Annotated in this window: 19 protein-coding genes; 7 read left to right on the top strand and 12 right to left on the bottom strand. The window is 70.5% G+C overall.

The window, feature by feature from the left end; all coding sequences use genetic code 11:
• Window positions 1–9: 9 nt before the first annotated feature.
• The 3 genes from ENSA5_RS28345 to ENSA5_RS28335 form a co-directional block, all read right to left on the bottom strand.
• A complete protein-coding gene (locus tag ENSA5_RS28345) occupies window positions 10–1578 on the bottom strand; it encodes a DUF2961 domain-containing protein (RefSeq protein WP_106394840.1) in 1569 nt (522 codons plus the stop codon).
• Window positions 1566–2276, bottom strand: a complete 711-nt coding sequence (locus ENSA5_RS38405) for a hypothetical protein (RefSeq protein ID WP_181198236.1) — start codon at window positions 2274–2276, stop codon at window positions 1566–1568. The genes ENSA5_RS28345 and ENSA5_RS38405 overlap by 13 nt, the downstream gene beginning before the upstream one ends.
• Window positions 2277–2446: 170 nt before the next feature.
• Window positions 2447–3298: a hypothetical protein gene (locus tag ENSA5_RS28335; RefSeq protein ID WP_106394839.1), complete on the bottom strand. Its 852-nt coding sequence runs from the start codon at window positions 3296–3298 to the stop codon at window positions 2447–2449.
• A gap of 254 nt (window positions 3299–3552) precedes the next feature.
• Between ENSA5_RS28335 and ENSA5_RS28330 the strand changes: the two genes are divergently transcribed.
• Window positions 3553–5646, top strand: a complete 2094-nt coding sequence (locus tag ENSA5_RS28330; RefSeq protein ID WP_181198235.1) for a cytochrome P450 — start codon at window positions 3553–3555, stop codon at window positions 5644–5646.
• A gap of 139 nt (window positions 5647–5785) precedes the next feature.
• On the opposite strand, the gene ENSA5_RS28325 is transcribed toward ENSA5_RS28330, so the two are convergent.
• Both ENSA5_RS28325 and ENSA5_RS28320 read right to left on the bottom strand, forming a co-directional pair.
• Entirely contained in the window at window positions 5786–7462 is a 1677-nt protein-coding gene (locus ENSA5_RS28325) for a right-handed parallel beta-helix repeat-containing protein (RefSeq protein WP_146156205.1), read from the bottom strand.
• 79 nt (window positions 7463–7541) lie between these two features.
• Window positions 7542–8432 (bottom strand): MBL fold metallo-hydrolase, encoded by an 891-nt coding sequence (locus tag ENSA5_RS28320; RefSeq protein WP_106394836.1) that lies wholly within the window; start codon window positions 8430–8432, stop codon window positions 7542–7544.
• Window positions 8433–8860: 428 nt separating this feature from the next.
• On the opposite strand from ENSA5_RS28320, the gene ENSA5_RS28315 reads away from it, so the two are divergent.
• A complete protein-coding gene (locus ENSA5_RS28315; protein WP_106394835.1) occupies window positions 8861–9610 on the top strand; it encodes a hypothetical protein in 750 nt (249 codons plus the stop codon).
• 15 nt (window positions 9611–9625) lie between these two features.
• On the opposite strand, the gene ENSA5_RS28310 is transcribed toward ENSA5_RS28315, so the two are convergent.
• Together ENSA5_RS28310 and ENSA5_RS28305 are read right to left on the bottom strand one after the other, a co-directional pair.
• Window positions 9626–10546: a MerR family transcriptional regulator gene (locus ENSA5_RS28310; protein WP_181198234.1), complete on the bottom strand. Its 921-nt coding sequence runs from the start codon at window positions 10544–10546 to the stop codon at window positions 9626–9628.
• A 23-nt stretch (window positions 10547–10569) separates the two neighbouring features.
• Window positions 10570–11769 (bottom strand): fatty acid desaturase family protein, encoded by a 1200-nt coding sequence (locus tag ENSA5_RS28305; protein ID WP_106394833.1) that lies wholly within the window; start codon window positions 11767–11769, stop codon window positions 10570–10572.
• A gap of 142 nt (window positions 11770–11911) precedes the next feature.
• Between ENSA5_RS28305 and trxB the strand changes: the two genes are divergently transcribed.
• Window positions 11912–12856, top strand: coding sequence for a thioredoxin-disulfide reductase (gene trxB, locus ENSA5_RS28300; protein ID WP_106394832.1), 945 nt, complete (start codon window positions 11912–11914; stop codon window positions 12854–12856).
• A gap of 72 nt (window positions 12857–12928) precedes the next feature.
• Here trxB and ENSA5_RS28295 read toward each other — a convergent pair whose 3' ends face one another.
• Entirely contained in the window at window positions 12929–13984 is a 1056-nt protein-coding gene (locus tag ENSA5_RS28295) for an SIR2 family protein (protein WP_106394831.1), read from the bottom strand.
• Window positions 13985–14234: 250 nt separating this feature from the next.
• On the opposite strand from ENSA5_RS28295, the gene ENSA5_RS28290 reads away from it, so the two are divergent.
• Both ENSA5_RS28290 and ENSA5_RS28285 read left to right on the top strand, forming a co-directional pair.
• Window positions 14235–14813 (top strand): Crp/Fnr family transcriptional regulator, encoded by a 579-nt coding sequence (locus tag ENSA5_RS28290; protein ID WP_106394830.1) that lies wholly within the window; start codon window positions 14235–14237, stop codon window positions 14811–14813.
• Between the two features lie 214 nt (window positions 14814–15027).
• Entirely contained in the window at window positions 15028–17961 is a 2934-nt protein-coding gene (locus ENSA5_RS28285; RefSeq protein ID WP_106394829.1) for a protein kinase domain-containing protein, read from the top strand.
• A 43-nt stretch (window positions 17962–18004) separates the two neighbouring features.
• On the opposite strand, the gene ENSA5_RS28280 is transcribed toward ENSA5_RS28285, so the two are convergent.
• From ENSA5_RS28280 to ENSA5_RS28265, 4 genes are all read right to left on the bottom strand, one after another.
• Complete coding sequence (locus tag ENSA5_RS28280) at window positions 18005–18421, bottom strand: host attachment protein (RefSeq protein ID WP_181198233.1); 417 nt, start codon at window positions 18419–18421, stop codon at window positions 18005–18007.
• A 219-nt stretch (window positions 18422–18640) separates the two neighbouring features.
• Window positions 18641–19336 (bottom strand): hypothetical protein, encoded by a 696-nt coding sequence (locus ENSA5_RS28275; protein ID WP_106394827.1) that lies wholly within the window; start codon window positions 19334–19336, stop codon window positions 18641–18643.
• A complete protein-coding gene (locus ENSA5_RS28270) occupies window positions 19333–20580 on the bottom strand; it encodes a cysteine desulfurase-like protein (protein WP_219906879.1) in 1248 nt (415 codons plus the stop codon). The genes ENSA5_RS28275 and ENSA5_RS28270 overlap by 4 nt, the downstream gene beginning before the upstream one ends.
• 25 nt (window positions 20581–20605) lie before the next feature.
• On the bottom strand, window positions 20606–21574 hold the full coding sequence (locus ENSA5_RS28265; protein WP_106394825.1) for a lytic transglycosylase domain-containing protein: 969 nt from the start codon (window positions 21572–21574) through the stop codon (window positions 20606–20608).
• A gap of 230 nt (window positions 21575–21804) precedes the next feature.
• Between ENSA5_RS28265 and rplU the strand changes: the two genes are divergently transcribed.
• Complete coding sequence (gene rplU / locus ENSA5_RS28260) at window positions 21805–22122, top strand: 50S ribosomal protein L21 (protein ID WP_106394824.1); 318 nt, start codon at window positions 21805–21807, stop codon at window positions 22120–22122.
• A gap of 16 nt (window positions 22123–22138) precedes the next feature.
• Window positions 22139–22426 carry a 50S ribosomal protein L27 gene (rpmA, locus tag ENSA5_RS28255; RefSeq protein WP_106394823.1) on the top strand — a complete coding sequence of 96 codons (288 nt, stop codon included), beginning with the start codon at window positions 22139–22141 and terminating at the stop codon, window positions 22424–22426.
• Window positions 22427–22532 lie beyond the last annotated feature (106 nt).

The following is a 22532-nucleotide window of genomic DNA, read 5'->3' as shown; positions in this document are numbered from 1 at the left end:
GGTAGCGGCTCAGGGCGCTTCATCGTACCAGTAGACCGTCGAGCTCCAGATCGGGTTTTGCTTGGTCACGACGACGTCGCCGAGCCCGAGCCCGAGGGTCTCGACCTGCATCCGCACGCGCCGCTCGTAGTTGAACGCGTCGTTGAGCATGAAGCCATAGACGGTGACGAGGCCGGGACGTCGCTTGATCACGCCGCTGAGGGCCTTGCGATCGAAGCCGGTCCAGCCGCCGTCGTAGAACTCCTCGGTTCCGGTCCCGTGGTACAGCGGCGGCCACTCGTCGAGGGCCTGGTCGGTCCAGATCTGCCAGTCGCCCTCGCCCCACCAAAACTCCTCGTAGGGCCACTCGACGCGCAGGATCGTGCCGACGACCTTGCCGCGGCCGTCGCGATCGAGGAGCCGGTGGACAGGGATCTGCGCGGGTCCGGCCACGGGGCTGTCGGCCGTCGCCGCGGGGGCGCTCACGACCTGCGCGTGAAGGTAGCCGAAGTCGGGCGGCTGCTCGGCGCAGCGTCGCCGCCACAGCCCGAGGCCGACCTCCATCGCGACCTCGCCTTCGTTGTGGAGCTCGATCGTCGCGGCCTCGCGGTAGGGCATCGGCAGGCGCAGGTACGCGAGCTTGTCGGCCGCGCCCATGATCAGGCTGTCGTAGCGGGCCTCGGGCAAGCCGACGTGGTCGCCCGCGCCCATCAGCTCGGCGACCGGCAGATCGATCGCCGGCGCGGGCGCGAGCGCGGGCGCGTCGGGCTGCGCGTCCCAGATCGCCCGGAGTCGGAGCGAGCGCCAGGCCCCGGGCCAGTCGGGGTCGATCGTGACCTGGACCCGCTCGATCGTCCCGCAGCCGCGCTCGGTCCAGCTCAGGCGCTCGCCGGGCGCGAGGGTCTGGGCCAGGTCGATGCCCGGCGGCTCAGGTCTGCGCGCGCCCGCGACCGCGTCGGTCCACGCGGCTCCGGCCTCGTCGAGGGCGCGCGCGGTCCGGGGATCGAGGGGCAAGGTCAGGGTCTCGACCGGGGTCTGGGCCGGATAGCGCGAGTAGCCGATCTGCCAGAACACGCCCCAGTTGGCGTCGTCGGAGATCAGCCGGACCTCGGCGTGCTCGGCGAAGGGCATCGGCATGCGCACGGTCGGGTAGCGGACCTCGGGGTAGGGGCCCGAGAGCATCAGCCCGCCCGCGAAGGGCCCGAGCGTTGGATCGAAGAATTCGCCGACCGGCATCGACACGAGCTCGCCGTGGTCGAGCAGGATCTCGATTCGCGTGGCCGCGACGGCCTCGAGATCCCCGGTCGAGATCCGGTGGATGCAGCCGGGTCCGTCGACCGACATCAAGACGTTGCGCTGGCCGTCGATCCACGGGTAGGTGCTGCCGTCGAGCGCGTTGCCGCCCGCGCGGTCGTAGGTGCTCGCGAGCTCGGAGGTCCCGGGCTCGAGCCGCGGCAGCTCGTCGAGCTGATGGAGGCGCTCGAGGAAGTACACGGCGTCGCGCGGAGGCCCGGAGGCCTCGCAGGCGACGCCGCAGGTCAGCGCGGCGACCAGCCCGACGAGCCCCGCCTTGGGGCTCGCCCCGCTCAGCCCACGCACTCGGCGAAGCAGTTGGCCTGCCCGCACAGCAGCAGCGCGTTGGTCGGGGCGTTTACCGCGTTGCAGTTGGTCTGGCACTGGATCGGGTCGCCGCCCATCAGGACGCAGTTGTAGGCGCAGGTGCAGGGCGCGTCGGCGAAGCAGGCCTCGAGCTCGGGGCAACAAAACTCCTTGGTGCAGGCCAGGCAGGGGATGTCTTCGGCGTCGGGATCGCAGACGTCGCCCTCGCCGTCACCGTCACCGTCGCCGTCGCCGTCGCCGTCGCCGTCGCCGTCGCCCGTGTCACCGTCGCCGTCGCCCGTGTCACCGTCGCCGTCGCCCGTGTCACCGTCGCCGTCGCCCGTGTCACCGTCGCCGTCGCCCGTGTCACCGTCGCCGTCGCCCGTGTCACCGTCGCCGTCGCCCGTGTCACCGTCACCGTCGCCCGTGTCGCCGTCGCCGTCGCCCGTGTCGCCGTCGCCCGGATCGCCGTCGCCGTCGCCCGGATCGCCGTCGCCATCGCCGGAGTCGCCATCACCCGAGTCGCCGTCGCCTCCGTCCTGATCGTTGCCCTCCTGGCCTTCCCCGGTCCCCGTGCCGGAGCCGTCAGCGTCGGTGGATCCCGTCGACCCGCTGATCGCGACGTCGTCGCCGCCGCAGGCGACCGCGAGCATCATGGTGAGGAGGCCGGACCCGAGAATTCGTAGCGTCTTGGTCATGTCAAACTCCGCGCCGAGTGTATCGCGCCGTGGCCGGTCCTGTCGCGGGCTCAGCCATCGGGGTTGAAGCACGCGAGCAGCCTGCTAGCAGCCCGTGGTGCAATCCCTCGCGCCGCCTCGCTTGGCCTCTTCGCCGAGGGCTTTGTCGCCAAAACTTGGAGTACGCCCGGCTAGAAGCGTAGCGTGAAGCCGACCTCGCCGCCGCCACGGGCGAAGGCCAGGCTCGGCGTCAGCTGCATGCGCCCGGTCATCGGGATGCCCCAGGCCTTGCGAAACGCGGTGTTCTTGGTCTTGCCGCGCTTGACCGCGATCGAACCACCGATGATCAGCCCGATGCCCGGTAGCAAGAGCGGCAGGTGAATGAGTGCGCAGCTCGGACAGATCCCGAGCATGACCGTGCCCGACAAACCCAGCGGCGCGCCGAAGGCCAGCATCGCGACCCCGGCGACGTAGGCCTTGCGACCGTCGTCGAGGGTCCGCTGGGCCGGCGGGATGCCGCTCGTGTCCATCGCCCCACGCGCCCGCACGCGCACGCCCTCGACCTTGGCCTTGGGCACCGACACGACCATGCCGTCGTCGGCCCGGGAGATCGCGAGGTCGGCGGCCGAGTGGGCGACGATCGTGCCGCGGAGCTCGGCGCCGTTGGCCAGGGTCAGGATCACGCGCTGGCCCCGGAGCCCGTCCCAGACCGCGCCGCCCTCGAGTGACAGGCTGCTCTCGACCCGCGGGGCCGGGGCCGCGGGCCCACCTTGCATGACCGGGGCCGAGGTCGGGGCCCCGACGCTCGGCTGAGGCGCCGGGCTGGGCTGAACATCGGGCCCCGGCGCGCTGTCGTCGGGCAGCGTGGGTGGCGGCGCCTCGAGCCCACCCGCGGCCGCCAGCTGCGGGCACGCGAGCAACGCCACGGCGACGAAGCTCGTCCTGACCCTCGCCAGGGCCCGAGCGCGCCCTGTCGTGAACCCCGCGGCGGTCGTGGTGAGGCGATGAAGACGGCGCTGGGTGAGCTCGAGGTCATGGATCACGGGTGTTGGCTCCGGTTGCAGAGTTGGTCTGGGCGGCCGGCGATCGGTTCACTGGGGTATCATCACCGAAATTCGCCCCGCGCTGTCGGCTTTGCGACTGTACAGATTGCCAGAGCGCATCGGCCGAAGCCTGACGGAGAGCCCGAAATTGGGCAATTTTGAGCGACTCGCGTAGACCCCAGGATAGACGGATGACGAGCCTTCCGCTGGCAAGAACGGCCCCCCGCGCGAGCGCCATACCGTTGCGCTCGGCGTTGCAGCTGCGCAGCAACCCCTACCGCTGGTGGCCCGAGAAGTACGTCGAGCTCGGGCCGGTCTTTCGCGTCAAGCTCCCGACCGACTGGCGCCCGTGGATCGTCATCGCCGGGCGCGAGGCCAACGAGCTCGTGGCCAAGGAGGGCGCGCGGCTGTTCGACCAAAAAGCGACCTACCCCAAGGCCCCCAAGGTGCTCGAGACCGAGTACCACCCGAGCTTCACCGAGGGCGCGCTCCAGCGTCACCTTCGCCGCCAGGTCGCGCCGGGCTTCTCGCGTCAGGCCGCCGACCCGCACCTCCCGGCGATGATGGGCTGGGTCCGCGACTACGTCGACCACTGGACGCCAGGGCAGACGATCCGGGTGACCGAAGAGACCGCGCGCATGGGTCTCAATTGTATCTCGCTGTTCGCGACCGGTCGCGACATCGGCGAGGACACCGAGCAGTTTCGGCGCTACGCGATCACCTTCACTCAGGTCATCGCAATGGGCATGCCGATGTTGCTGATGAAATTCGGCCGGACCCGCAAGGTCCGCCTCGGCCTCGACGAGATGATCCGCGAGCGCCTCGCCGAGCACCGCGCGACGCCGCCCGGTCGCGCGCGCGCGCCCGACTACTTCGACTTCATCCTGCGCGGGACCCTGCCCGAGGGCGTCGAGCTGCCCGAGCGCGTCCAGATCGTGTTCGGCCAGATCCCGTTCAAGAACATGGGCGTCTACGCCGGTCGGGTCATGAACCACGTGCTCATGCAGCTGGTCCAGCGCCCGGATGTGCTCGCGCGGGTCCAGCCCGAGATCGATCGGGTGTTCGCCGACGACGAGCTCACGCTCGAGGAGATCTCCTCGATGGACGCGACCCAGGCCGCGGTCAAGGAGACCCTGCGCCTGCTGCCCACGGCCGTGACCTTGCAGCGGACCGTGGCCGAGCCCTTCGAGTTCGGCGGCTACCAGTTCGAGGTCGGCGATCGGCTGTTCACCCCGATCTCGGCCACCCACTTCCTGCCCGAGTACTTCCCCGATCCCGATCGCTTCGACATCGATCGCTACTCGCCGGACCGCGGCGAGGATCACCAGCGCTACGTCTACAACCCCTTCGGCGTCGGCCACCACGCGTGCGTGGCCCACGGCGTGTTCGAGGCGATCACCATGGTCGTGGTCGGCACGGTCCTCCACCGCTGGAAGCTCGAGGCGCCCTACGAGCTCCACACGATCTTCGACGCGCTGCCGGGCCCGGACCCCAAGCACGAGATGAAGGTCATCGAGCGCCGCGAGATCGCGCCGCCGCCCGGCGAGCGCCGCCGCAGCCCGACCCAGCGCTACTCGCTCTCGGCCGCCCTGCTCGACGCCCTCGACGACGCGCCCGAGGTCACGCTGGCCGACGACGAGCTCCTGTTCTCGCAGGGCGACGCGCCCGACCGCCTCTACTTCATCCTCGACGGCAAGCTCCGCGTGTCGACCGACCGCGGCCAGGCCGGCGAGGTCGACGAGGTCGACCTCGCGACCTTGGGCCCCGGCGAGGTCGTCGGCGAGATCGGCATCCTCCACGGCCTCCCGCGGGTTGCGACCGTCCGCGCGATCGGTCCGGCCACGCTCCTCGCCGTCGACGGCGAGACCTTCTCCCACGCCGTCGTCGAGAGCGACATCACCGCCCGCGAGCTCGGCGACGTCGCCGTCCGCCGCCACGCGGGCGCCCTGATCGCCCAGCTCTTCGACTCCGGCCGTCGGATGCCCCGGCTCGGCCGTCACGGCCACGTCGAGGAGCTCGAGCTCGAGCCTGGCGAGATCCTGTTTCGCCACGGCGACCCGGCCGAGCACTACTTCCTCGTCGCCCTCGGCTCGCTCGAGGAGCTCGCCGAGAGCCTCGCGGGCGAGCCCCGGGTCCTCCGCGTCATCCAGGCCCCCGACTGCATCGGCGAGGTCGGCCTCCTCGACGGCCGCCCGCGCCCGACCACGGTCCGCGCGGGCCCGAACGGCTCGCGCCTCCTGTCCCTCGACCGCAACGCCTTCGCCCGGGTCTCCGGCGGCGAGGAGTCCCAGGCCGCCGTCAGCCTCGTCGCCAAGATCCGCTTCGACGACGACGAGTACGAGGACTAGCAGCCCGGGGTGCAAGCAGCCCGGGCTGCTAGGCCTCCACAGGCGCGTTCGCACGTTGCCACCCACGGCCGCAAGCGGCCGGTCGCTGCGTCGCTTCGCTCCTTCAACGAGCCCGTGGACGGACCGGACCGAGGGTCCCTCACCACTCGAAGGCGCCAGCGTCGGGCGCGTCGTCGCGGGGCTTGCCGCTGGCGTCCTCGCTGCTGCTGAGCTGCGGGTGCCCGGCGTCGACGATCGCCGCGTCCCCGCTGGCCGCGCTCAGATCCCCGCCTCCGGGGTCGGCGAAGCCCGGGTCACTCGCGAGCGAGGACTGGCCGTGACCCGACGCGCCCTGCCAGCCGGCCAGATCACCCGCGTTCGTCTCCCAGGTCCCGCCGTTGCACACGTTGTGATCGACGGCGCTGTAGTCACCCGCGGGCAGGTTGAGCTCGACACAGGTCAGGCCGCCGGGGGTCGCGCTCGCGATGGCGTTGGAGACCACGGTGTGACCCGAGCCCTCGCTGCCGACCGAGATCCCCACGCCGCCCGTGTTGGCCCCGAAGTAGATCGAGTTGTTGCGCACGGTCAGCTTCTCGGTCGTGGCGTCGCCGGGCCCTGGTGGGGTCGCGGGGGCGGCGATGCCCTGGCCAAACTGGGCGGTCTGGATCACCGTGTTGTTCTCGATCACGCAGTCGGTGCAGGCGTTGACACCGATCGCGAGGTTGCCGACGTCGACGACGCGGTTGTTGCGGATCTGCATGGCGGTGAACAGCTCGGCCTCCTCGTAGGCCGAGTTGATCGCAATGCCCCAGCAGCCCGGCGCCGCGGCCCCCGGATCCTCGCGCACGGTGTTGCCCTCGATGAGCAGGTTCTCGAGGGTCCCGTGGCCGACCACCGAGGTCGAGGTGCACTGCCCGTCGACCATCGAGTTTTGGTAGACGTCGTTGCCGATGACCCGGGCGTTGGGGCCCCAGCCGGCCAGGTAGATGTTGTGGGTGAAGCCCGACGGCCCGTCGAAGCCGTTGTTGTGGAACTCGTTGTGCTCGATGGCGCTGTCGGAGCCGACGCCGAGCCAGCCCTGGTTGCTGTTGTTGGTCACCCTCGAGTTGCGCAGGATGATGCGAGCGTGGTCCCCGTCGGCCCCGGGCCCGAGGGGGTTGGCCCCGCCAAGACCGACGCCGATGTCGAAGCCGTCGATCGAGAGGTTGCACATCAGCACGTCGTCGACGTCGTTGTAGAGGAAAAAGCCCCAGCTCGAGCCCTCGGCCCCGCGCAGGTCGAGGTTGAGGAAGACCAGGCCCTCCTCGTGCTGGGCGTCGCCGGGGTTGGACAGGTCGAAGCCGGTCGTCGTCGAGTGGATGATCGGCGCCGCCGCGTCCATGGCGGCCCAGTCGGGGAGGTAGTCCCGGATCACGCAGGGGGTGTCGGCCTGGCAGTTGGTGTTGACCCACCCGCCCTCGCTGCCCACGTCCACGGCGCCGCCGCGGCAAAAGCCGATGGTGTCGCCCGCCGCCATGGCGGGGAACTGGGCGCGGGCGTGATCGAAGCTGCGCCAGGGCTGGTCGGGAGAGGTGCCCGGGTTGCCGTCGTCGCCGGGGACGCAGGCCGGGTCTGCCCCGGCCGCGCAGTCGCACACGTAGTAGCTGGCGCCGCCGTCGAAGCCGAGGTCGGGGCAGGGGGTGGCGTCGCCGTCGCCGTCGCCGTCGCCGTCGCCGTCGCCGTCGCCGTCGCCGTCCCCGGTGCTCGTGTCGGTGCCGTCCCCGTCGTCGCTGTTGCCGTCTTTGCAAGCCGGCAGCAGCAGCGCGGCCGTGAGTAACAAGCCAAGTTTGTCGTACATGATGCGAGACTAAACCAAGATGGTGGACGGGCGGGTGGAGCGGAAACGCTCGACGGGCCCAGTCCTCCCGCTGCTCGCGTCAGTCCTTCGGCCGCCCGAGGTCGTCGCTCGGCTTGAACAGGTTCAGCGGCAGCCGCAGGTAGCGGATCTCGTTCGCGTGCGGCTTCGGGATTCGCCCGGCGTCGACGTTGACCTGCACGCTCTGAAACAGCAGCTTCGGCGATGAGAGCTTGGCGTCGCGAGCCTCGCGTAGCTTCACGAAGCTCTCCTTGCTGGTGTCTGCGCGCAGCTGCGGGTTGTTGGCCTTCGACTTGGCGATCGTGGTCTCCCACGCGAGCGGGCGCCCGTCGGGCTGGTAGTCGTGGCCGACGAACACCCGGGTCTCGTCGGGCAGAGCGTAGAGCTTGTCGTGGACCGACTCGTAGAGCGCGGTCGCGCTCCCGCGCGGGAAGTCGCAGCGGCCGGTCCCGTAGTCGTCCATGAACAAGGCGTCGCCGGTGAAGATCGCGTCCTCGATCTGGTAGGTCACGCACGCGGGCGTGTGGCCCGGCGTCGTGATGACCCGAATCGAGATCGAGCCGGCCTCGAAGACCTCGCCGTCGTCGAGCAGGCGGTCGAACTGGCTGCCGTCGGTCGCAAAGTCGTCGTCGAGGTCGAACACCTGCTTGAAGGTCTCCTGGACCTCGGTGATGGCCGCCCCGATCGCCACGCCGACGCCAAAGCGCTGCGCGAGCACCCGCGAGCCGCTGAGGTGGTCGGCGTGGGCGTGGGTCTCGAGCACCCAGCGCAGGTGGAGGCCGAGCTCGTCGATCGCGTCGCCGAGCGCGTCGACCGAGGTCGTCGAGGTCTGGGACGCGAGCGGCTCGTAGTCGAGCACGGGGTCGATCACGACGGCGTCTTTGGTGTTTGGATCCCACACGAGGTAGGTCAGGGTGTAGGTCGCGGGATCGAAGAAGGGGCGGATCTGCATGGTGTGGCTCCTCGGAGGTTCGAGCGCTTGTAGTGCATCGACTGGGCCAAACTCCAGCTGCGCGTCGGCCCGTGGATTTGCCCGAATACGATGGCCCGCGTTTCAATCGCGCGGCGCGGTTGGGCGGGCTCGAAACAGCGCAAGTTTGGCGTCCGCGGGGCCCGGTACTGTGAGCTTGCTAGCCCTCGAGAGGCCTTTCGAAAGGGCCCCTCGCGGCGGCGGCGAAGCCCCCTCCGCTCACCCCCAAACGTTCGCCTTTCGGCTAGCAGCCCGTGGTGCAATGCCTCGCGCCGGAATTTTCGCCGAGGGATTTGTCGCCAAAACTTGCAGTACGCCCGGTACAGCGGCGTTTTGGCTTCGCGCCCTCGGCGAAGATTCCGGCGCGAGGCGACACGATGCATTGCACCACGGGCTGCTAGTGTACCGGGGTGAGCACGGTCCCCGATCTGCCCGATCCCATGATCATCGAGCGTGGGCTCACCCGCCGTCGGGAGGCCGAGGCTGCCGCGCAGACCGGGGACCACGACGCCGCGCTCGCGGCGGTCGACGAGGTGTTCTCCCTCGTCGCCGTGTTGCGCGAGCGCGATCGGGTCGACGAGGCGCTCGTCGCGGCCGAGCAATCGCTCGCGCTCGTGACCGCCCTCGCGCGGGCCGACGCCCTGCGCTACCTGCCCGCCCTCGCCCACGCGACCGCCGAGCTCGGCCGCTGCTGCCAGCGCGCCCGGCAATTCGAGCGCGCCGCCGCGGCCCTCGAGCAGGCGGTCCAGGCGTCGAGGATCCTCGCCGCCGCGGACCCGACGGGCGCTCGCCTCACCCTGCTCGAGGTCATGTCCAGCTACGCGCTGGCGCTGGCGCAGTCGGATCAGCTCGAGCGCGCCTACGCCGTCGCGGCCGAGTTCATCGGGCTCGCTCGCGGGCAGCTGCCCGCAGCGCTGCCGCTGCTCACGGGCGGCCTCGCGTTTCAGGCCGATCTCGCCACGGACCTCGGCCGGCCCCTCGACGGCCTCGCGCACCTCGTCGAGGGCCTGCGGGTGCTCGATCAGGCCGCCCAGGATGAGCTGCCCGGGGCCCGCGGAGCCGCCGCGCGGATGGCCGCGGCCCTGCGCAGGGCCGCCGAAGACGCCGAGCTCGAGCTGCCCGAGGACGTCGTCGAGCTGCTCGAGCGCCACCGAGACTGAGCGAGCTCGCCCGGCTCAGCGCTTGCGCCTGCGCTTCTTCTTGGTCTCGATCCGCGTGGCCTCGCCGGTCTCGACCATCTTGCGCAAGACCTGCTCCATCTCGCGGGCGAAGATCAGCCGGACCGACTCGGGCCCGATCGTGCGCAGCTCGCGGAACGCGTCGCTGATGCTCGCGACCGAGTCGCTCTGGCCGAAGCCCTCGCCCGCGTGATCGCGCAAGAAGCCCGCGAGCTCCTTGGCCGCCTTGGCCAGGTGCTTTTGCAGGATCGCCGAGGCCCCGGTCGCGACGTCGACGCTGACCCCGGCGTCGTCGAGGCGGGTGGCGACCCGCAGCAGCCCGGGGCTCGGCACGAGGTAGGCGTCGTCGGTCCGGATCTCGACCGTGCCCGCGCGGGCGAGCTCGGCGATGAAGCCCGGCCGCCGCTCGCCGAGGAGCTCGTCGAGCTCGGTCCGGGTCAGGACCTTGGGCGCGTCGTCGATCCAGGCCGACGACAGCTGCTCCTCGAGCCCGAGCCACTCCTGGAGCACGAGCTCGCCGCGCTCGATCTGATCGACGAGCTCCTTGATCGCGCGCATCCGCAGCCCGCGGTCTTGCATCTTGCCGATCAGCTCGAGGCGCTCGACGTGCTCGGGCCCGTAGTAGGCGATGCGGCCGCGCTTGGTGGGCTTCGGGAGCACGCCGCTCGACTGGTAAAAGCGGATCGTGCGGCTGGGGATCGCGGTGTGGGCCGCGAGCTCGTCGATCGTGTAGGACTCGGCCTCGGCCCCGACCTCAGTGGCCTCGGCAGTCTCGGCGGCGGTGTTCTCGGGCTCGGGCTCGGCCTCGGCCCCGTCGCTCGGGGCCTCTGCAGCAGCTTCGCCCCTCTTCGCCAGCTGCCGCTTCGCGCGGCGCTGGGCCCGGCTGGATTTCTTGGACGCGGGCTTGGTCGGGCTCATCGAGGCGGGGAGGGTGTGGGTGGTCATTGCTGGGCCCCCGCGAGCGTGGTCGCCGAGGGCTTGGTTCGCGCGGTGCGCTCGTGGGCCAGCGGGAAGCTGAGCCGGGCGACCTGGGCCAGGGCCCGGCCCAGGGTCCGCGGCCAGGTGTCGGACCGGTACTCTACACCGTGGGCCTCACAGGCCGCACGGACCTCGGGCGCGATCTCTCGCAGGCGCTCGGGCGGCAGGCTCGGGAACAGGTGGTGCTCGATCTGGAGGTCGAGCGCGCCGCACAACACCGACACGATCCAGGGCACCTCGAAGTTGTTGGTCGCCTCGACCTGCATCGCGTAGCGCTCACCCTTGGACCGCGGCAGCGTGCCCTCGGGGTAGGCCGCGGTCTGTTCGCCGACGTGGCCGCAGAAGATCGTCGCCGCCGAATAAAGGTCGCGGAGGCGCTCGGCCAGCCAGTTGCCAACCAGGCTCCTGGCGAAGACCAGCGGCCCGATCCACCAGCCGAACACCACGCTCGCGATCAGCGGCCACATCAAGTACTCCTTGGCGAAGTAGGGCACGAACTTGCGCAGCGCCCGGCGGTGGGTGTCGCGGATCGAGGCCGGCGAGCGCTCCTCGATGAAGTCGAAGCCGCCGCGCCCGTTGCCCGACCACACGTCGGTCACGCCCGTGAAGTGCAGGTTCATCAGGGCCGTGAAGTTGGGCGCGAGGATCAGCAGCGTGAACGGCAGCTGAAAGTAGTGGACGAAGCGGTGGGGCGTGTCCTCGGTCAGGCGGACCGGGCCGAAGTGGATGTCGGCGTCGTGGCCCGCGACGTTGGTCAGGCCGTGGTGGCGGCCGTTGTGCCCGCGGACCCACGAGGCCTCGTCGATCGGGATCTGCCAGACGTGGGCCTTGGAGTGGAACTTGCCCGCGCCCTCGACCCGGTTGAAGGCCCCGTGCAGCGCGCCGTGACCGATCTCGGTCGCCTGCAGCTGCTTGTAGACCCACAACGAGAGCACGCCCGCGCTGAACATCATCGGGCCCGGGCTGACCGCGATCAGCGTGCGGCCGACGAATTCGGCGACCCGTGACACGCGGTCGACGGTCCGGATGTAGCGGAGGTCTCGCTGCCCGACCTTGGCCTGGGTGCGCTTGCGGATGTCCTCGATCGCGGCTCCAAATGCGCGAAATCGCTCGGCTTGCTCACTCGGGATCGTCGCGGTGGCCTTGTTGGCGGGTGAATACATTGTTTTGTCCGGTCTCTCTGGATGTCGGCGAGCGATGTCTCATCACCCGGTGCGTCAGTGCTAACCGTGACAGTGAATGGTGTCAACTTAAATTGCGTGAGCCATTGTCGACCCCCGGGCGCCCACCTATCCTCCCGTCGAAATGAGCGATCCCGTCCACCGCAAGGTCATCATTCTCGGCTCCGGCCCGGCCGGCTACACCGCGGCGATCTACACCGCGCGCGCCAACCTCGCGCCGCTGGTGATCACGGGCAACGAGCCCGGCGGTCAGCTGATGACCACGACCGACGTCGAGAACTACCCGGGCTACCCCAAGGGCGTGACCGGGCCCGACATGATGGAGGAGCTGCGCGAGCAGGCCGAGCGCTTCGGGACCGAGATCCACTACGACATGGGCGTGCGCGCGGACCTGTCGAAGCGGCCCTTCGAGCTCGAGGTCGACGGCGGCGAGATCTTCACCTGCGACGCGCTGATCATCTCGACCGGGGCCTCGGCCAAGTACCTCGGCTTGCCCAACGAGCAGCGCCTGCAAAAGTCCGGCGGCGGGGTCACGGCCTGCGCGACCTGTGACGGCCACTTCTACTCGGGCCAGGAGGTCGCGGTCGTCGGCGGCGGCGACACGGCGATGGAGGAGGCCCAGTTCCTGACCCGCATGTGCAAGAAGGTCCACCTGATCCACCGCCGCGACGAATTCCGCGCGAGCAAGATCATGCAAAAGCGCACGCTCGAGAACCCCAAGATCGAGGTTCACTGGAACCGCGCGGTCAAGGACGTGCTCGGCAAGGACCGGGTCGAGGGCCTGGTGCTCGAGAACACCGTCGACGGCTCGAGCGAGGAGCTGGTCTGCACGGGCCTGTTCCTCGCGATCGGCCACGTGCCCAACTCGAAGATCTTCGCGGGCCAGCTCGACATGAACGAGACCGGCTACCTCGAGGTCAAGCCCGGCTCGACGGCGACCAACATCGCGGGGGTGTTCGCCGCGGGCGACGTCGCCGACCACGTCTACCGCCAGGCCGTGACCGCGGCCGGGACCGGGTGCATGGCGGCGATCGACGCCGAGCGCTGGCTGGCTGAACAAGAGGGCTGAGGCCCGTTCGTGACCGGGCCCGAGACGATCGGGCCCGAGACGGCGGCACACTCGAGGCCAGCGCTCGACGCGTCAGCAGTCGCGGACGCGCTCGACCAGGCCCGGGAGCTGCTCGAAGCCCTCGAACCAGATCGTCGAGACCCCGAGCTCGAGCAGGACCTGCTGCTTGGAGAAGTCGGCCAGCTCGCGCAGCCACCGGAGCCGCCGGACGAGGTCCGGGTCGTCGTGCTCGCGCCAGTCGAACACGCTCCCGACCGCGTCGCGGAGGGCGTCGTCGGTCGTCCGTGGCAGCAACACGAAGTGCTGGGGGCTGGCCCCGGCCCGGCGCTTGGACACGGCGTCGAGCAGCCGCCGCAAGTTGACGTCTTGCATGCTCAGGCCGACGAACAGGCAGCTGCGCTGGCTGAAGGCGTTGAGCTGCACGACGTTGGACCAGTCGAAGGGGTCGGCGAATTTCTCGTGGAACTCGTCCTCGCCGAACACGATCCACTCGCGCGCGTCGGGCTGACGCGCGAGCCAGCCGTGGACGTGGCGGATCGGCAGATCCGTGCCGGGGATGAAGCTGTCGCGATCGACGACGGTGTGCGCGCGGCCCATGCTGGTCAGGGCCTCCTCGAGCAGCACGTCGAAGTTGTAGGTGATGACCTCCTTGACCCCGCCGGGCACGCTCTCGCGCATCTGACATAGCAGCGCGATCGCTCGGAGCATCGGCGAGGTCAGGCCAGGCTCGACGCGCTGGTAGATGTTGTCGCGCAGGCGCTCGACGAAGGCCGACTTGCTGAGCATGTTGCTGAGGTAACGAGCCTGGACCGGGGCGCTCTCGGAGATCGCCCGCGAGTAGATCTGGGCGAGCAAGGTCGCGCTCTCGGGCGCCACGCCGAGGGTCTCGGTCATCGCCCCGATCAGCAGGGCGTTCATCAGCGGTCGCCAGGTCGGGACCCCCGCTGCGGCGCTGACGCCCGCGCCGAGGACCAGGGCGATGCCGTCTTCGCGGTAGCGGGCGACGAGGCGCGCGAGCTGCTGATCCGGGTCTGCGAGGGTCAAGCCCGCCCGCAGCGACTCGACCTGGGCGTCGCCGATGCGCTCGATCAGCTCGGCGTACTGCTGCGCCTGTTCGCGGGTGATCACCCTCGCAGTTTAGCAGGCGATCTCTGGCAGAACGCGGCCGTGGTCCGGCTACGGCGGCGCCGTCGACCGTCAGATCTTCACCTACGACAGCTCGCCGGTCACGACCCAGGTCCACGACGGCCTCGCCACCGTGGGCGGGCTCGTGGGGGCCTGTACCTACAGCGACATGCCCGGCTTCGCGCTCTCGGCCGCGGCTATCCCCAGCAACTAAATTGTCAGCCGTGCCCGCGCTCGGCTACCCTGTGCCGCGATGACCTCCGGCCTCGAAGAGTTTGGCATCGTCGACGACGACGCGCCGATCGCCCGCGCGCCGGAGATCAGCGGCGGCAAGCCGGTCGAGGCCAGCGACAAGAAGACCGACCCCGAGCAGATCAAAAAGGCGCTCGAAGGGATCTCGCTGTTCACCGGGCTCCTGCCCACGCACCTCGACCGCATCGCCAAGCTCGCGCGCGAGTACGAGTACACCCGCAACGAGTACGTGTTTCACCACGGCGACGAGGGCGACGGGCTCTACCTCGTGCTCGACGGCGCGATCCGGATCTCGCGCAACATGTCGGGCATGGGCGAGGAGGCCCTCGCGGTCTTGCGCCCGGGCCAGCACTTCGGCGAGATGTCGCTGATCGACGACGACGTGCCGCGCTCGGCCGACGCCCTGTGCCACGAAAACGCGCGCCTGCTCAAGCTGCCGAAGTTCGACCTGCGCGACTTGATGTTCGTCGACCGCGAGCTCGCCTACGAGCTCTTGTGGCGCTTTGTCCGGGGCCTGAGCTCGCGCCTGCGCGACTCCAACGACCGCCTGATGATGCTGACGGCGACCTCCAAGTTCTAGCACCCCGGGCTGCTAGTCCTAGATCGAGCGCTGACCTGAAAAAGCTGAATGATTTAGGGCGAGTACGAGCCGCACGGCGCAGCGAGGGGCCTCTTGAAAGGCGCCTTGATGACGAGAAGGCCTGAGTCGAGCGCGCAGCGCTCGATTCAGGGCTAGCTGGCGCGGATCTGGAGGCGAGTCGTGTTTCGGCTCCGATATACTGGCAGGGTTCCGCATGGCCCAGCTTGACCGCAGCTCGGGGCACGAGCACGCCGAACCCACGGGCGATCCCGACGCTCCGGTTCGGCAGTCGCGGATCGAGACCGAGGCCGCGCCGCGCGCGAGCGGCGACCCGATGGCCTCGATTCGGCCGGAGCTCCCAGCCAACCCGCGGCTCGTGGCCGCGACCGTCGAGCTCACCGACGTCGGCGCGGGCGCGGGGGTCGGCGCCGAGGCGTCCGAGCGCGACGGCCTCGACGACGCGACCCTCGAGCCGCCACCGCGCTGGCGCGAGCCCTTCAACGCCAACGAGACCCACGAGTCCGGGCCCTTCGTCATCCCCGTGCTCGAGCCGCGCGAAGAGGGGGACCGCGAGGACGAGAACGGGCAGGCGCGACCCGCCGACGCCGCCTACGAGCTGCTCGCGCGGATCGGGGCCGGCGGCATGGGCGAGGTCTGGGAGGCCCGTCAGCGCTCGCTCGGGCGCTCGGTCGCGCTCAAGCGCCTGCGTGACGGTCGGCGCACGGCCCACGCGGTCATACGCCAGTTCGAGAGCGAGGCCCGGCTCACGGGGGTCCTCGACCACCCCAACATCGTGACCGTCCACGAGCTCGGCCGCGATCAGGGCGGGCGCGTGTTCTATACGATGAAGCGGATCGAGGGCACGGCGTGGAGCCAGATCCTCGCCACGGGTCAGCGCTCGACGGGCGTCGGCGAGATCGTCATCGTCGAGCTCCGCGACCACCTCGACATCCTCGTCGAGGTCAGCCACGCGATCGCCTTCGCCCACAGCCGCGGCGTCATCCACCGCGACATCAAGCCCGGCAACGTGATGATCGGCGACTACGGCGAGGTCCAGGTCGTCGACTGGGGGCTGGCCGTGGCCCTGCGACCGCTGCCCGGGCTCGGTGGGGCCGAGACCTGGACCCTGGCCTCGCTGCCGCGCTCGGCCTTGGTCTGCGGCACGCCAGCGTACATGTCGCCCGAGACGGCCATGGCCGCGCGCGAGCGGATCGGCCCCCCAACCGACGTCTACCTGCTCGGCGCGGTCCTGTACCACGTGCTCTACGGTCGCCCGCCGCACCAGGGCAAGTCGGTCCACCACGTCCTCAGCACGGCCAAGGTCAACGGCTGGTCCTACCCGCGCAAGATCTCGGGCCACCTCAAGCCCTGGGACGCGCTGCTGCGCCCGGTCATCAATCGGGCCCTGGCCAGCGACCCCGGGCTGCGCTTCGCCGACGCGGGCGAATTCGGCGAGGCCCTGCGCCGGGCGATCCGCAACTACGACTCGGCCAAGGTCGCGAGCCGCGCGCAGGAGGAGCTCGCGGCCCGCGACGAGAGCCACACGAGCGGCGCGGCGGGCTATCAGGCGCTGGTCGCGATGATCGCCCGGCTCGAGGGCGCGCTCGAGTCGTGGCCGCGCAACGTCGCTGCGCGCCAGACCCTCGCCCAGGCTCACCTCGAGCTAGCGACCTTGGCCCTGGCGATCGACGACCACGGCCTGGCCAGGATCAGCATCGACGCCTTCGACAAGCTCCCGCCGCTGCCCGCGCCCGAGCCGGACCGCGTCGCTCGACGCCTGACCACGCACTCACCCGGCGAGGTCGGGGCGGGCGCGGGGCCGCCGACGGCCTCGCTCGTCGCCGGGAGCTCGAGCGAGTGGGCGGGCTCGGACCTGGTCACCGAGGACGTCCCGACCTCGACCCTCGGCGCGATCGAGCTCGCCCGGGCGCGGGCGCAGGTCAGCGGCGAGCTGTCCCCTCGCTCCGAGCTCGAGTCCGCGAGCGTGGCCAGCGTGGCCAGCGTGCGGATCCAGCAGGACACCAGCGAGACGACGATCGGCGAGCTGCGCGAGCTCGACATCCGGGCCGAGCAGCTGCGCACCGCGCTGGATCAGCGCGAGCACGCGCTTCGGCGGCGACGCCTCACCCTGTGGTTCGCCGCCGGGCTCGCCGCGGTGCTCGCCGTCGCGACCCTGGTCGCGATGGGGGTCGGCAGGATGGCGCTCGGGCAAGAGCGCGACCGCGCCCGGCAAGAGCGCGACGCGCTGTCGAAGGTCCTGCTCGACGCGACCGCCAACACCGTCGAGGCCCAGCTCGAGATCCTGTTCAGGCCCGTTCACGGCGCGCTGATGACCTCGGTCAGCTGGACCGAGGCCGGGACCCTCGACGTCGACAACCCGGAGCTGCTCAACCCCTACTTCATCCCCCTGCTCGAGGGGGTCGACGCCGCGAGCTCGATGCTGCGGGCCGACGCCGACGGCTACGAGTACATGCTGCTGAGCAACTCCACGGACTGGGCCAAGGGCTGGCGCACGCGCAGCACGATCCCCGGCGCCGCCCAGGAGCTGCGCGACTGGAGCTCCGACGGCGAGCTCCTCGACCTTCGCCGCGAGCGGCTCGCCTACGATCCCCATCAGCGCCCCTGGTACATCGGCGGCGCCAAGCTGCGCGAGCGAGCCCCCCGCGTCGGTCACGATCGCGGCCACCCGGTGTTTTGGACCGAGCCCTACATCTTCTTCACGACAGGCGAGCTCGGGATCTCGGTCTCGGCGCCGGCGACCAGCAGCTCCGGCCGCGAGTTCGTGCTCGCCTTCGACGTCAGGCTCGGCGACCTCTCGCGCGTGACCAGCCGCTTGCCCGAGGGCGTCGAGCAGGGCCAGGTGTTCGTGCTCGACGATCAGCTGCGCCTGCTCGGCCTCCCCCGCGAGACCCTGGCCCTGAGCGCGGACCAGCGAAAAGCGCTGCTGCTCGAGCCGATGGCCGAGGTCGAAGCCGCCCCGATCTGCCGCGCGGCCTTCACCGAGTGGCGCGAGCGCGGTGACGAGCCGGGCGGGTTCAGCCTCGCCCACAACGGCGAGAATTACTGGGTTGGTTTTCGTCGGGTCGAAGCGCCCGACCGACCCAAGCTCTGGATCGGCGTCGTCGTCCCCGAGTCGTATTTTTTGTGACCCCGGTGGCCGCCCCGCACAGCGCAGGGCCGCCAGGGGGGAGTCACGCCGAGCCGCCGGTCCCGCCGGTCCACTTGGCGAAGCGCTTGGTGAGGGTGCGCGCGTCTTGGCGTGTGTAGTCGCCGATGATCTCGCGCTCGACCGTCCGCGACAGGGCCGAGCCGTAGTGCTTGCGCAGGCGCCCGACGAAGTTGGCCGGGGCCGCGATGTAGAGCTTGCGGAACTCACCCGAAGACTGGCCGCGGCGGAGGCGATCGACGAGCTCGCGGACGAAGCGGCGCTCTTCCTCGGCCTCGGAGCCGCTGGTGTCGACGTGGAGGTGGGCGTTCGACTCGCTCGCTTCGAGTCGCTCGCGGGCCTCCGGATGCTCGAGCTGCTCGATCGCCTCGAGCGTGGGGTTGAGCTTGGTGCCGCCGACCTTGTACAGGTGGGCTTCACTTTGATCTGCTACGACGAACACGGTTGGAATCATTGACACCTCCAGTAGCTCGATTGTCGGATCGTCGCTCGTGCGCGGGCAAGACAATTCGCGGGTCCCAGGGCGCCGTCGTAATGCCTGCAAGGGAGCTAACGGCGAGCGAACGATGTGTGTCGACTGCTTCGCATGTTCCTCGTTCACGCTGTCCCAAGTTGCCACGCTTTGGGTGTTGAAGCCCGGCGCTGCTGGCGTCGCCGAGCTTCACTCGTCGAGCGGTCCATCGAGCACGGCGATGTCGACGAAGCCATCGGCGCTGAGCTCGACGAAGGTCAGCGCGGTCCGGACCTTGCCGTCGGCGAGCACCCGCTCGCGCGCGAGCGCTTCGATCGCCGGACCGAGCAGCCGGATCATCTCGGGGATGTCGACACGCCAGCGCTCGTCGTCGGGGCCGCGACGCAGCCACACGACCGGATCGCCCTCGACCCGGATCTGGGCGTGCTCGCGCTCCTCGTCGATCCAGACCTCGTCGAGGGCGATGTCCTCGAGCTGCTCGCCGACGAGCCCGTCGTTGACGGCGCGCGCGAACAGACCGCGACCGTCGAGGGCCTCGAGCTGCGCGCGGGGGACCTCGCTGCGGATCTGCAGGATCAAGATCACGGTCATCAGATCCCACGCTTCGAGCTGCTCGCGGCTCGCTCGCAGCGCCGCGATCCGTAGATCTTCATAGAAGCCGAAGGTCTCGAAGACGACCCACTCGCGCGCGGCCTCGGCCTCGCGCGCGCCGAGGGCCGCGGCGTAGCTGCGCACGGCCTCGCGGACGGCCTCCTGCTCGACGAGGGGATCTTCGGCGGCAGCGGCGGCGGCGACCGGCGCCGGGTCGGCGGGCGCCTCGACGATGACCGTCGGCCGCGAGCAGCCGACGAGGACCGCGAGCGCCGTCGTCCAGGCGGCCTTCACAAGACCTCGTCGAGCGCGGACACGAGGCGGTCGACCTCGGCGAGGGTGTTGTAGTGGACCAGGCTCACGCGCACGACGCCGTCGCCCTCGACGAGCCCGAGCGCCTCGATCGCCCGCCGGGCGTAGAAGTCACCGGAGCGGATCGCGAGCTTGCGCGCGGCGAGCAGCGGCGGGATCTCGCTGGCCTTGCGACCCTCGACGACGAAGGCGACCGTCGGCACGCGGGTCGCCGCATCGCTCGAGCTCGGCCCGAGGATCCGGACCTTCGGGTGCTCGCGGAGGAAGCTCAAGAGGCGCTCGGCGAGCTCGGCCTCGTGGGCCGCGATCAGCTCGAAGCTGCGCGCGAGGGCCTCGCGATCGGGGTTGGAAGCCGGCGCCGGGTGGCCGTGGTGGTGACCGTCGAGGTCGCGGAGGTAGTCGGCGATCCCGGGGATGCCCGCGCACAGCTCGTGGTTGGCGTTGCCCGGCTCGAGCTTGTAGGGCACCCGGTCCTCGCTGATGAAGTAGTGGTTTTGCCCCCGCGCGGCCTCGAGCAGCGCGCGCCGGCCCCACAGCAGGCCCTGGTGGGGTCCGTAGACCTTGTAGAGGCTCAGGAGGTAGTAGTCGACGTCGAGCGCGGCGACGTCGACGAGGCGGTGGGGGGCGAAGGCGACGCCGTCGACGCACAGCTGGGCCCCGACCTCGTGGACCCTCGCCGCGACCGCCGACACGTCGTGGATCGCCCCGACGATGTTGGCGCAGTGGGTCATGGACACCAGCTTGACGCGCTCGTCGAGCAGCGGCGCGAGGTCGTCGAGCTCGAGCGCGGCGGTCTCGGGTCGCAGCCGCCAGGTCAGGACCTCGATCCCGCTGGCGGCGAGGGCTGCCCACGGACCGATGTTCGACTCGTGGTCGAGATCGCTGACGATGATCTTGTCGCCCGGGCGCCACAGCGGGCGCAGGGCGAGGGCGAGCAGCTTGGCGTTGAGCGTGGTCGAGGCGCCGATCGCAACCTCGCCCGGCTGCGCGCCGACGAGCAGCTCGGCGCTGGCGTGGCCCTCGGCGACGATGCCCGCGGCCCGCTGCGAGAGCGGGTAGTCGGCCCCGGTCTGGACCATGTAGCGGCGCAGGTAGTCCGCCACGCGGGTCTGAACCTGCCGGGGCATGACCGAGCCGCCAGCGTTGTCCATCAGCGCCCAGTCGGGCCAGTGCTGGGCGAGCGCGGGGAACTGCGAGCGGACGAACTCGACGTCGAGCGAGGGCACGCGCAGACCTTAGCAAGCCGCGCGATTACAGATCCGGGAGCACGCCGAGCCCGGCGTCTTGACTCGGGGCTGGGTCTGGGCGCGCTTGTTTTGCCGCTGGCTTCGACGCTGGCTTGGGCCTCGGCTTGGCGATGCGCCAGCCGGGCGGGGGAGCGCCGCGGTCACGGTCGAACTCGGGGTGGACCTCGAACACCGGCTCGAGCGTCTGGGGCTCGGGCGTGGGCGCCGGTGCTTGGGGCTGCTCGCGGATCACCCGAGGGACGCCGTGGATCTCGGCGGCGTCTTGCAGCGTGTCGAGCTCGGGCGCGACGAGGGGCTCGGGCTCCGACTGCGGCGGGGTCTTGGGCCCGGGCTTGGCCGCGACCGCGGGCGCCCGGGCGCCGCTCGGGCGGCCGTGGACGTCGACGCCCTCGAAGCGCGCGCGCGCGTCCATGACCTTGGCGACGTAGGCCTGGCTGTAGTCGGGGAAGGCCTCGCCCGCGTCGACCCAGCGACGCACGTTGCCGGGCCCGGCGTGATAGGCCGCGACGGCCTGCTGCTCGTCGCCAAACTTCTCGATCATCTCGGCCAGGTAGAGCGCGCCCGCGCGGACGTTGAACTCGGGGTCGTAGGCCCGGGCGCTGCGCTCGCCCATGCGCTTGGCCAGGTAGGCGGCCGTCGCGGGCATCAGCTGCATCAGCCCGCGGGCGCCGGACGAGGACTTGGCCGTGGGCTCGAACCGGCTCTCGACCCAGATCATCGCGTTGATCAAGGTCGGATCGAGCTGGTGCTCGGCGGCGGCGCGCTCGACGATCCCCTGGACGGCGAGGATCCGCTCGCGCTCGCTGTCGCTGAACTGCGCGAGCTTCGAGGCGCCCGCCTCCGCGCCCGAAGCGGGGACGGCGCTGGTCGTCGTCGCGCTCCCGCCGGCCACGCAGCCACCGAGCGCGAGGATCACGCCCGCCGTGGCGATGCCGAGGGCCAGGCCAAAATGGAGGTTCGAGGACAGCCGCATGACGCCACCCTATGCAAAGCAGCGCCACAGCCGAATTTTCGACGAAGCGCAGCCGGAGCCCCTGGACATCTGCCCCGTGGTCGGCCACACGCGGGCCCCCTTCGCCCTCGCTTGACCCGCGCTGGTAGATCCATATCCTTCGCTCCCCCGCGTGATCGATCGCGGAGGCCCCGGGACCTGGGTCGAAGTCCCCGCCGAGACGGGCGCATCGTCGACGAAAAAACAAGCCAGTGAGCGATCAGGCCATTATCAAGACCGGCGGCAAGCAGTACCGCGTCGCCGTGGGCGAGAAGCTGCGTATCGAGAAGCTCCCGACCGAGGTCGGCGGAGCTGTCGAGTTTGACGAGGTCCTCCTCGTCGGCGCGGGCGAGAAGGCCCGGGTCGGAACCCCCCTCGTCGAGGGCGCCAAGGTCAGCGGCGTCGTCAAGGCCCACGGCCGCGGCAAGAAGCTGATCGTCTACAAGTTCCGTCGTCGCAAGAACTACCGGCGCAAGAACGGTCACCGTCAGCCTTACACCGAGGTCGAGATCACCGGGATCTCCGCCTGACAAGAGGAACGCACCGATGGCACATAAAAAAGGTCAGGGCTCGATCAAGAACGGCCGCGACTCCAACGCGCAAATGCGTGGGGTCAAGATCTACGGCGGCCAGCAAGTTCGCGCCGGCAACATCATCATTCGTCAGGTCGGCTCGTCGTTCTGGAACGGCGAAGGCGTCGGCCGCGGGCGCGACTACACCCTGTTCGCCAAGCGCGACGGCGTGGTCCGCTTCTACAAGGCCGGCAGCAAGGCTCAGCGCCGCAGCTACGTCACGGTCGACCCGATCGACCAGGTGGCCGAAGCCGCCGAGTAGCTCGGGCCCGCCCGGCCGCGGCGGCTCCACTCGTGAACCCTCGCAGCCGCCCCTCTGGGCCCTCCCTGCTTCAGGGGGGGCTTTCGACGTTTTAGGCAGACTCCCC

The organism is Enhygromyxa salina (assembly GCF_002994615.1).
GTDB lineage: Bacteria > Myxococcota_A > Polyangia > Nannocystales > Nannocystaceae > Plesiocystis > Plesiocystis salina_A.
This window is presented reverse-complemented; position numbering and strand designations above follow the sequence as displayed.

What these genes read in the sequence shown, in the direction of transcription:
- ENSA5_RS38405 (WP_181198236.1), bottom strand. Translation starts at nt 2,276, where the DNA reads ATGACCAAGACGCTACGAATTCTCGGGTCCGGCCTCCTCACCATGATG.
- ENSA5_RS28325 (WP_146156205.1), bottom strand. Translation starts at nt 7,462, where the DNA reads ATGTACGACAAACTTGGCTTGTTACTCACGGCCGCGCTGCTGCTGCCG.
- ENSA5_RS28320 (WP_106394836.1), bottom strand. Translation starts at nt 8,432, where the DNA reads ATGCAGATCCGCCCCTTCTTCGATCCCGCGACCTACACCCTGACCTAC.
- ENSA5_RS28310 (WP_181198234.1), bottom strand. Translation starts at nt 10,546, where the DNA reads ATGAGCCCGACCAAGCCCGCGTCCAAGAAATCCAGCCGGGCCCAGCGC.
- ENSA5_RS28305 (WP_106394833.1), bottom strand. Translation starts at nt 11,769, where the DNA reads ATGTATTCACCCGCCAACAAGGCCACCGCGACGATCCCGAGTGAGCAA.
- trxB (WP_106394832.1), top strand. Translation starts at nt 11,912, where the DNA reads ATGAGCGATCCCGTCCACCGCAAGGTCATCATTCTCGGCTCCGGCCCG.
- ENSA5_RS28290 (WP_106394830.1), top strand. Translation starts at nt 14,235, where the DNA reads ATGACCTCCGGCCTCGAAGAGTTTGGCATCGTCGACGACGACGCGCCG.
- ENSA5_RS28285 (WP_106394829.1), top strand. Translation starts at nt 15,028, where the DNA reads ATGGCCCAGCTTGACCGCAGCTCGGGGCACGAGCACGCCGAACCCACG.
- ENSA5_RS28265 (WP_106394825.1), bottom strand. Translation starts at nt 21,574, where the DNA reads ATGCGGCTGTCCTCGAACCTCCATTTTGGCCTGGCCCTCGGCATCGCC.
- rpmA (WP_106394823.1), top strand. Translation starts at nt 22,139, where the DNA reads ATGGCACATAAAAAAGGTCAGGGCTCGATCAAGAACGGCCGCGACTCC.